The sequence below is a fragment of the Actinomyces polynesiensis genome, from assembly GCF_000820725.1.
In the GTDB taxonomy this organism is placed as follows: Bacteria; Actinomycetota; Actinomycetes; order Actinomycetales; family Actinomycetaceae; genus Pauljensenia; species Pauljensenia polynesiensis.
This window is the reverse complement of the sequence record NZ_CCXH01000019.1, coordinates 23378-32146: the sequence shown is the minus strand read 5'-3', so window position 1 is coordinate 32146 and position 8769 is coordinate 23378. Positions and strand designations below refer to the sequence as shown.

Genomic DNA, 8769 nt, shown 5'->3' with positions numbered 1-8769 from the left:
TAGGCGTCCTCACCGGTGTGGTCCTCGAACTCCTCGGTCTCCTCCTCGGTGGCGACCTCGGTCGCGTCCACGGGGGACTCGGAAGTGCCCTCGCCGGCCTCCTCCTCCGCCTCCTCGTCGGCGTCGGCATCACCGAAGAACACGGACAGGTCCACGTCGTTGCCCTCGGTGTCCTTGACGCTCACCTTGCGCAGGGCCTCGATGAGGGCCTTGGTGCGGGCGAGCTGGGCGACCATCGACTGGACCTGGGAGGAGTCCTGGAACAGCTGGTTGACGTCCATGTTGTAGGTCTGGGCCATCTGGAGCATGTAGTCGATGAGCTCCTGCTGGGAGACCTGGACGCCGAGCTTCTGGGCGAGCGTCTCGGAGAGCAACTCCTGGCGGAGATCCTTCTCGACCTCGGCGCGCGCCTCCTTCTTCTCCTTGGCGGAGGCGTCCTCCTGGACGCGGTGGCCGAGCTCGTGCTCGACGACGGCCTCGGGCAGGAGGATCTCGGTGTCCCCGAGGAGCTTGTCGAGGAGACGGTCGCGGGCCTGGAGGGCCTGGCCGGAACGCTTGCTCTGACCTGCCTGCTCGCGCAGGTCGGTCATCAGCTCGTCGATGGTGTCGAACTCGGAGACCATCTGGGCGAAGTCGTCGTCGGCCTTGGGCAGCTCGCGCGCCTTGACCGCCTTGACGGTGAGGGTGACCTCGGCCTCCTCGCCTGCGTGGTCACCACCCTTGAGGGTGGAGGTGAAGGTCACGACGTCACCGGCGTGGGTGCCGCGCAGGGCCTTGTCCTGGCCCTCCAGCATGGTGCCGGAGCCGATCTCGTAGGAGACGTCGGAGACGGAGTCGACCTCTTCGCCGTCCACCGTCGCAGTGAGGTCCAGGGTGACGAAGTCGCCGGTCTTGGCCTGGCGCTTGACGGACTTGAGGGAGGCGAAGCGACCGCGCAGCTCGTCGAGCTCGGCCTGGACGTCCTCGTCGGTGACCGTGGTGGGCTCGACCTCGATGACCGTCTCCTCGTCGAGCTCGGGGAGCTCGAAGGCGGGGACGATGTCGACGTCGGCGGTGAAGACCATTTGACCGCCCTGCTCGCCGGTGGTGTTGGGGATCTCGGTGACCTCGACCTCGGGCTGGGCCATCGGACGCAGCTCGTTCTCGGAGACGGCCTGGGAGTACATGCGGGGCAGGACGTCGTTGATGGCCTGCTCGATGACGGCGGCGCGACCGAAGCGCTGGTCGATGATCCGCGGGGGCACGTGACCCTTCCGGAAGCCGGGGACCTGGACCTGGGACGCGATGTCCTTGTAGGCCTTCTCCATCTGCGGCTTCAGTTCCTCGTAGCCGACCTCGACGGTCAGGCGCACCTTGGTGGGCTCGAGGGTCTCAACAGTGCTCTTCACGTGTGTGCACTCCAACGTCTTCTGTTCCGGGGCGCCGATTCCGGGCGCATGACAACCACCCAATCCTACGACAGGGGCATGACGATGTCTCGTGCCGGCCCCGTCCACCAGCACGGACCGGGCCGGCGTGTGGTCAACCGCACGCGTTGGCGGTCCTCGACGTGCGTCCAGGAGTGGGGCCCGGCGGCCAGCGGGCCCACCATTCGGCTCCCCGACCGCGGCACCGGCGGTGGGGCGGACCCCCGACCGGCCCCGCGACGGACACCGGCACCGGGCGCGCCCCACTCCCCCGGGACAGGGGGACGGCCCGTGCCCCTCGGCGGAGACCCGGATCGGGGACCCAATCCGCCACCGCGCGGGTCGAGGAACGGGCACAGTGGGGGCATGGCATCGACGACGCTGTCCTTCCTCGGGGCCTCCGGCACCGTGACCGGTTCGAAGTTCCTGGTCACGACGGACGAGGGCGGGCCCGGCGAGCGCCGGATCCTCGTGGACGCCGGTCTGTTCTAAGGGGAGAAGCGCCTGCGGCTGATGAACTGGTCGGACTTCCCCGTCCCGCCCTCGTCCATCTCCGACGTCCTGGTCACCCACGCCCACCTCGACCACTGCGGGTACCTCCCCCGCCTGGTGCGCCACGGTTTCACCGGCAGGATCTGGGCGACGCGCGCCACGGCCGAGCTGTGCGGGATCGTCCTGCGCGACTCCGCGTTCCTCCAGGAGCGCGACGCCGACGATGCCCGCTCCCACGGCTACTCCCGCCACCGCAACGCCGAACCGCTCTACCGGGTCAGCGACGTCGAGCGCACCCTGCCGCTCCTCCGCGAGGTGCCCTTCGACCGGGACGTGGACCTGGGGGTCGGGGTCTCGGCACGCTGGACCCGCGCCGGGCGACATCCTGGGCTCGGCCAGCATCCGCCTGCACACCGCGGACGGCCCGGTGCTCTTCTCGGGGGACCTCGGCCGCGCCACGCACCCAGTCCTGCGCCCGCGGGAGGTGCCTCCCGGCGCCGCGACCGTCCTGGTGGAGTCGACCTACGGGGACCGCGAGCACCCCGAGCCGGGCGCGGAACCCCACCGGGTGCTCGCCGAGGCGATCCGGCGCACGGTCGCTCGCGGCGGGTCGGTCCTCGTCCCCGCCTTCGCGGTCGACCGCACCGAGGTGGTCCTCACCGCCCTGGCCGACATGCAGCGCGAGGGTCGCATCCCTCCCCTGCCGATCTTCGTCGACTCCCCGATGGCCCTGGCCAGCCTGCGCATCTACCAGTCCCCCTCCGCCGCCGGGGAGCTGCGTCCCGAGGCGCGGGGGTTCCGCCTCCCCGGTCTCGACCTGCGCGAGGTCCACACGGTCGAGGAGTCCAAGCAGCTCAACCGTCCCCACCGCCCCTGCGTCATCATCTCCGCCTCGGGCATGGCGACCGGCGGGCGGGTCCTGCACCACCTCGAGCACATGCTGCCCGACCCCCGGCACACCGTGGTCCTCACCGGGTACCAGGCGGTGGAACCAGGGGCGGGCGTTGGCCGACGGTGCCACCCAGCTGAAGATGCACGGGGCCCACGTGGCGGTGGCCGCGGAGGTCGTGCGCGAGGAGGAGTTCTCCGTGCACGCCGACGCCTCCGACCTCCTGGCCTGGCTGGGCGCCCTGCGCCCCCGTCCGCGACGCGTGTTCTGCGTCCACGGTGAGCCGGACTCGGCCCTGGCCCTGGCACGTCGCATCACCGAGGAGCTGGGGATCGAGGCGACGGTGCCCGGGCACCTGGACTCCGTGCGGGTCGGCTGACCGGTCCGGGTCGGGGGTGCGCCCGCGTGTGCCGGGTGGTGGGCAGCGGGTGGTGGGCAGCGGGTGGAAGGTGGAGGGCCCCGGGTGGTGGGCAGGAGACGCAGGGCAACGGACGGCGGACCGGGACCGCCCCGGCCGGAGAATTGGACGATGCCCACCCTCACGCGGAAAAACGTGGGACGGGCATCTGGACGCTGCCGGGATCGATCATCGGCGTCACGCCCTTGGCCTCAGGGTACACAAGACCCTGTCGCCGCCCGGCTCTCCCCCTGTGGGGTCACGGACATGGGACGGGGCACCAGCGGGCCGAGGCGCAGGACCCGACGGGCCAGGGCGCGGGCCCGGGCGGGGACGGGAGCGCGACCGGACGCACCTGCGCCTGCGCGCCTCGGTTCCGGGCGGTCCGGGCAGGCGTCCGATCTCGAGGAGGACGCCCTGTTCATCTCCTTCGGGATGCCCCACTGGGTGATGTCACGACGACGCTACCTGCAGATGGGACGGGCGGGACGCCGGTGGACTCTGCTCGCCCTCGCCCTGTGGGTGTCCTTCTGGGCCCTCGTCACCACCGCAGTGGCCCTCTGCCTGGTCGCACTCGCCATCCCCGGGTTCGGCACCCTCTCCTGGGGTGGTCGGGTGGTGCTGGCCCTGGTGTGCCTGTTCTGCGGGGGCATCGCCGTGTGGGTCCTGCGCACGGACACCGCGTACTGGCCGTGGTTGTGGGGGCACCGGGACAGTCCGCGACTCCCCCGCGACGCGATGGGCTCCGCGCAGGGGTGACGCCGCTGGAGGAGTTCCGGTCGTTGAGATGCCGGGCCGGCATCTCGTCGTGCATGCCTTGAGGGTGGGCAGGAGCGTCTGCACACGGACGGTGCACATGGCTAAACGAGTGGCCAAGAGGTGGACGGAAGAGCCCTCTCACGCCGAAGGCCCGACGCCAACCTTTCGTCGGAACGCCGGGCCCGGGCCGTGCGGAGCGGGCGACGGGAATCGAACCCGCGTGATCTGCTTGGAAGGCAGAGGCTCTACCATTGAGCTACGCCCGCGTCTCGCCGCCCTCGCGGGGCAACAGGGGAATGGTAGCGTGCCCCGGCGGTCGATGCGAACTCCGCCCGCGGACCACTGCCGGTCCGTCTCCCCCGAGTGCTCCACCCCAGGGCGCGTCGCCCGGTCCGGGCACCGCTCACCCGGGGCCACGACCGACGAGGGCGGCGCCGCCCTCGTCCGCGGGGAGGGAACGGGGCGGGCTGCCCGCCACAGGGGGTACCCCGATGTGACCGCCGGGCCGCGGGGAACGTATCATCGTCTGGTCGCCCCCGGGCGGCATCGGGGCGTGGCGCAGCTTGGTAGCGCGCTTGCTTTGGGAGCAAGATGTCGTGGGTTCAAATCCCGCCGCCCCGACCACTACCGGCTTATTCAAACCTTTGGACTGAATAGGCGGGTTACGGTTGTCCGATTGGCTCCCCACAGTTGTGCGGGGAGCCTTTTCGTTTCCCTCTGCGTCAGGTGCGCCGGCCAAGTCGTGCTGCGCCTGCCACTGGTGGAACGTGGCGTTGATCTCTGTGCGTTCGCTAGTGAGCTGGAGCCCGTCTTCGGTGACGAGGACGTCCAGGCGGTCGAAGAACGCGCCCAGAAGGTTGCGGCGGGCGCTGTCGGGTAGGCTCTCGTAGAGTTCGCGAGGCTTGTCGAGCAGATCGACGGAGGTGTAGACGCGGTCAACGCCGCGCTGGATGCTTTCACCCGTGCGGGCCAGCTGCTCGGCTACCGCTCCCTTGCGGAGTGTGACTGCTTCGAGGCGTTCGCGGAGCTTGGTGCTGGGCAGCTTGCCATCTGCGGCCAGGTCGATGAGCCGGTCCTCTTGGGCTTCGAGCTTCGCAAGTTGTTTGCGGAGAGCGTCCTTCTCCTCCTGCTCGTGGGATTGCATTTCTTCGAGGGCGTGACGTACCTCGTCGCGGATGTCGGCCAGTTCGTCGGTGTGGAACTCTTCGGCGGCGACGGCGTGGGCGACGGCGTCTTCCACGTCATCGAGGCGGACGCTGGGCATCGTACAGAGGCCGCGCTGTTTCGCGGTGCAGATGTAGTACTCGTAGGTGCCGCCGTGGCCGGTGTTCTGACTGTAAACGAGACGGCTGTCACGTCCTGCCCTGCGGCATTCTTCGCAGTAGAGCAGTCCTCGCAGGAAGTGGAAGTGGATGCGGTCACGGTCGCCTTTGCGGTTGCGCCCATCGAGGACCTTCTGCACGGCGAGGAAGAGTTCCTTGCTGACGATCGGTTCGTGACGGCCTGGGTGGAGGGCCCCTTTGTAGCGGATGACGCCGGTGTAGTACGGGTCGCGCAGAATCACCGCGAGCTGGCTGGAAGATAGTGGCGTGGCTGCGCGCTTGGCGGAGGGGCGGGTGGTCAGTCCTTGGTCTTCGAGCATCACCTGCAGCTGCACGATCGAGTGCTGACCGGTGGAGTATTGCTCGAATGCCCAGCGGATCAGCGGCGCGCGGACGGGATCGACGTCGATGGTGTTGACGAGGCGTCCATCGAAGTCCTTGCGGGTGTTGAGGTAGCCGAGCTTGGCGCGGCCGACCGTCCCGCCCCGTTCGACCTTGTGAGCCATCTTGATCTTGATGTCTTCCCCGCTCATGCGGACTTGGAGTTCGTTGACGACGTCGGTGATCGCCTCCATCGCGTCGCCCATATACCCGTCGCCGAAGTTCTCTTTGGCCGAGATCAGCTCGACCCCCTTATCGCGCAGGCTGCGTTTGATGATGGCCGCGTCGAGGTGGTTGCGGAAGACGCGGGAGCGCATGTAGATGACGACGTACTTCACGTCGGGGGTTCTGTCGATGAAGCGCAGCAGCTTCTTGAACTCTGGACGCTTCTCGATCGTCTGCGCCGACTGCCCGGGTTCGACGAACTCGCGCAGCACCGGCGCGCGTAGCTCCTTCGCCTTCTTTAGCGCCCACTCGCGCTGGGTAGCGATGCTGTTCCCATCTTCGTCGAGGTCAGCAGCGGTGTTCATCTGCCTGGTCGTTGAGACCCGAAGGTAGAGCACTGCGCCGCCGGTGCGCACCGCGGGGCCGTCGGGGTCGTTCTTCTTCAGTAGGTGCTCCAGCCCGGTGATGGATGTGAGCGTTGGCTCCCGGGCCTTTGTTGATTGTTCAAATGTTCCGTTCATGGTGGTCCCTCCTGTTAGGTCCTCCGAATTGACGCTCTCTTTGCCTGGGGAGTCAAGCTCATTTCGGCTGGTCAGAGCATGTTCGGCGACTTCGGACGGGGGTCGCGGTGCGTTTTGGTTTTCACCTCGTTCATCCGGCTTCGTCACGGGGTATCGCCTCTCCTTCGTTCCGGCGTCTGGCGTTGGCTTGGGCTTGGTCGCGCGCGTAGATGCCGTGAAGCACCAGCGCCAGTCTTCCGATGTCGAGTCGGTCACGCGGCTCGAACGTCACGTGAACTCGCTTGGGCGTGCGAGGACGTCCGCGAGGCCGCTTGGGGAACTCATCGGCCGGCACTGCGTCCGAGGGGCTACTTGTAGAAGACATAGACCCGCCCCTTCCACTCGACGAGGTCGAAGACGTCGGAGGCGTGCTCGCGCAGCGCCTCGTAGTCCGGGGTCATGTCCTCGATGATGAGTTGTCGTTGGGCGGCGTATTGGCTCACGTCGCGTTCGCGTTCACCCATCTCCGCCAGCTCATCGAGCGCGTCTTCGACGTTGAGGTAGATGCCGGCGTAGTTCTCATGGAAGTCCTCCATGATGTCCCCGCTCATGGCGTTGACGTCGGGCAGGGACAGGAACGCCTGGAGGGTTGCGTCCTTGTCGAGCTGCAGCTCGTGGAGCGTTGCGGTGAGCCCCTCGATGGCGGTTCGGTCGTAGCTTGCAGGGACATGGACGGTGAAATACTCCTCGCCCACATGCACGTCGGTCGGCACGAAGAGCTGCTCGAGTTTCGGCGGGAGGTCGTCCTCCCCGGCGTGGCGCAGGGTGCCGTCGTCTTCTCGCCGGACGAGGTAGGTGCCGAGCCAGTCGATCAGCTGCTTGGTCGAGGCGGGTGCTTCGGCGCTGCCGTAGATGGTCAGGTATTCGTCGCGCAGCGCTTCGTAGTCGCCCTCGCCGGTTTGGCCGAATCCTGCCAAGGCGCTCTGGCGGCCAAAGGCGCGTCCCAGGACGTGAGCGATGAGGCGGGCCGTGGCGTCATCGATCTCGCGGTGTTCATCCATCGCTGTGGAGATGCCCGCGGCGATCAGTTCCCCCAGACGGCGCGAGGCCACCTCGAGGCGTCGCCAGTTCGGCATGTCGCGATCCGGTGCCGGGTAGGCCCCGAACTGCAGCTCGTTCTCGTGTGGCGGTTGCTCCGGCTGGTGCGTGGGGTGGTCGTACTCGCTCATGAGCGGCCTTTGCTCGTGAAGAGCACGAAGCGTGCGAGGGCGTCGACCCAGGCTTCTTCTTCGAAAGCGACCTCGACTCGGTCGAGTTCGTCGAGCAGGGCCTCAGCGTTGAGCTCGCCGGTGGAGGCGAACTGCTGCATGGCGATGTGCTCGGAGTCGGCGATCGCGCCGGCGATGACCTGGGCCAGGGCTTTCTGCAGCTCGGGTCGAGGCAGATCGCGGAGGAAGTTGATCGCGCCTCGTACCTCCTCGCGGGTGAAGGACTCGGATGTCCTGAAACTGCCCGTGGCGTTGCTTGTTGATAATGAGTTCACAATGAACCTCCTTTCGGGTTAAGTGATGGGTACGGTGCGACCACGTCGAGCGATTGTTCGGCGGTGGCCGCATGGAAGAGTGCGACGTTGAGGGTGGGGTCCTCTGTGATGGCGCGCCGGATCTTGTCAGCGCGTGTCTGGTCGGGTGTCACCCAGACGACGGCCGGGAACAGGTCGTATGTGACCTGCTCGACGCCTGCCTGCCAGTACTGCTGGTAGCGCATCGACTTTCGGAGCACGGAGGGCAGGTGCTCGGTGTCGCGGTCGATCTCGATGAAGCTGTGCGTTTCGCTCTCGGCATCGGCCGTGACGACGGAGAGGTCCGGCTTAAGGGTCACAGCCCCACCGTGGGCTGCCTGGAAGCCTCGCCAGGAGGCGGGCTCGGTCTGCAGTTGGGGGATCTCGAAGCGGTCGGCGCGCGCCTTCTCGTTCAGGGTTGCGGCGTAGTGGGCGACCGCCAGGGTGTGGGCGAGGAATCCGGCGCCGGGGTCGACGTAGCGCCTGCGCCCGGTTTCGCCACGTCGGGCCCGTAGGAGGCGTTCTCCGGGCGCACCCAATTGCCATATGGTCTGGCCCGAACCGTGCCCCCTGCCACCCACACGGCGGCCCACGCGGGCGACCAGGCCGTGGCCCTCCAGCCGCCCGAGCACCCTCGTGGCGGTGCGGGTCGCCGAGGAGGCCGTCACGTGCTCGCCCGCGTTCTGGTCGCCTCCGACAGGGAACTGGAGGCGTTGGACGAGCCTCGTGTCGAGCAGCCGGAACTGCTCCAAGACTTCCAGGACACGGATGTCACGCTCGGTGAGATGCAACAGCAACCCGTCGATCCGGTAAGGCCTGCGCGGTGTCATAAGACACCTCCTTGCTCCTCGCAGTGGTCCGTCGCAGCGCCCACCTGGTGGTGGCCCCGCGTCCCGC

General features: G+C 68.1%; 8 protein-coding genes, 2 tRNA genes and 2 pseudogenes. 6 read left to right on the top strand and 6 right to left on the bottom strand.

Annotated elements, in window-relative coordinates; all coding sequences use genetic code 11:
- The coding region (gene tig, locus TA90_RS00780; protein ID WP_074015205.1) for a trigger factor at positions 1–1388 on the bottom strand (1388 nt) is incomplete at its 3' end.
- 384 nt (positions 1389–1772) lie between these two features.
- Between tig and TA90_RS15715 the strand changes: the two genes are divergently transcribed.
- The 5 genes and pseudogenes from TA90_RS15715 (at position 1773) to TA90_RS00770 (ending at position 3943) form a co-directional block, all read left to right on the top strand.
- The gene (locus TA90_RS15715) at positions 1773–1898 is read left to right on the top strand and encodes a hypothetical protein (protein ID WP_269419918.1); all 126 of its coding nucleotides are present in this window, start codon (positions 1773–1775) and stop codon (positions 1896–1898) included.
- 21 nt (positions 1899–1919) lie between these two features.
- Positions 1920–2054 (top strand): annotated as a pseudogene (locus TA90_RS15805) (MBL fold metallo-hydrolase); the annotation flags it as partial.
- Between the two features lie 271 nt (positions 2055–2325).
- The gene (locus TA90_RS15385; protein ID WP_231550618.1) at positions 2326–3069 is read left to right on the top strand and encodes a hypothetical protein; all 744 of its coding nucleotides are present in this window, start codon (positions 2326–2328) and stop codon (positions 3067–3069) included.
- The gene (locus tag TA90_RS15380) at positions 2987–3166 is read left to right on the top strand and encodes an MBL fold metallo-hydrolase RNA specificity domain-containing protein (protein WP_231550617.1); all 180 of its coding nucleotides are present in this window, start codon (positions 2987–2989) and stop codon (positions 3164–3166) included. The genes TA90_RS15385 and TA90_RS15380 overlap by 83 nt, the downstream gene beginning before the upstream one ends.
- Before the next feature lie 468 nt (positions 3167–3634).
- A complete protein-coding gene (locus TA90_RS00770; protein ID WP_147513296.1) occupies positions 3635–3943 on the top strand; it encodes a hypothetical protein in 309 nt (102 codons plus the stop codon).
- A 195-nt stretch (positions 3944–4138) separates the two neighbouring features.
- Here the strand turns inward: TA90_RS00770 and TA90_RS00765 are convergent.
- Positions 4139–4209: transfer RNA gene (locus TA90_RS00765), tRNA-Gly, on the bottom strand.
- A 281-nt stretch (positions 4210–4490) separates the two neighbouring features.
- On the opposite strand from TA90_RS00765, the gene TA90_RS00760 reads away from it, so the two are divergent.
- Positions 4491–4567: transfer RNA gene (locus TA90_RS00760), tRNA-Pro, on the top strand.
- 649 nt (positions 4568–5216) lie between these two features.
- On the opposite strand, the pseudogene TA90_RS15965 reads toward TA90_RS00760, so the two are convergent.
- The 4 genes and pseudogenes from TA90_RS15965 to TA90_RS00735 all read right to left on the bottom strand — a co-directional run.
- Positions 5217–6176 (bottom strand): annotated as a pseudogene (locus TA90_RS15965) (recombinase family protein); the annotation flags it as partial.
- 503 nt (positions 6177–6679) lie between these two features.
- Positions 6680–7540, bottom strand: a complete 861-nt coding sequence (locus TA90_RS00745; RefSeq protein ID WP_043534114.1) for a hypothetical protein — start codon at positions 7538–7540, stop codon at positions 6680–6682.
- Complete coding sequence (locus TA90_RS00740; protein WP_043534113.1) at positions 7537–7854, bottom strand: hypothetical protein; 318 nt, start codon at positions 7852–7854, stop codon at positions 7537–7539. Before TA90_RS00740 ends, TA90_RS00745 begins: the two co-directional genes overlap by 4 nt.
- Positions 7851–8702 carry a replication-relaxation family protein gene (locus TA90_RS00735; RefSeq protein ID WP_052450325.1) on the bottom strand — a complete coding sequence of 284 codons (852 nt, stop codon included), beginning with the start codon at positions 8700–8702 and terminating at the stop codon, positions 7851–7853. Before TA90_RS00735 ends, TA90_RS00740 begins: the two co-directional genes overlap by 4 nt.
- Between the last annotated feature and the right edge of the window lie 67 nt (positions 8703–8769).

Excerpts from the sequence above, each read along its gene's own strand:
- TA90_RS15715 (WP_269419918.1), top strand. The coding sequence starts at position 1,773 with ATGGCATCGACGACGCTGTCCTTCCTCGGGGCCTCCGGCACCGTGACC.
- TA90_RS00770 (WP_147513296.1), top strand. The coding sequence starts at position 3,635 with ATGTCACGACGACGCTACCTGCAGATGGGACGGGCGGGACGCCGGTGG.
- TA90_RS00745 (WP_043534114.1), bottom strand. The coding sequence starts at position 7,540 with ATGAGCGAGTACGACCACCCCACGCACCAGCCGGAGCAACCGCCACAC.
- TA90_RS00735 (WP_052450325.1), bottom strand. The coding sequence starts at position 8,702 with ATGACACCGCGCAGGCCTTACCGGATCGACGGGTTGCTGTTGCATCTC.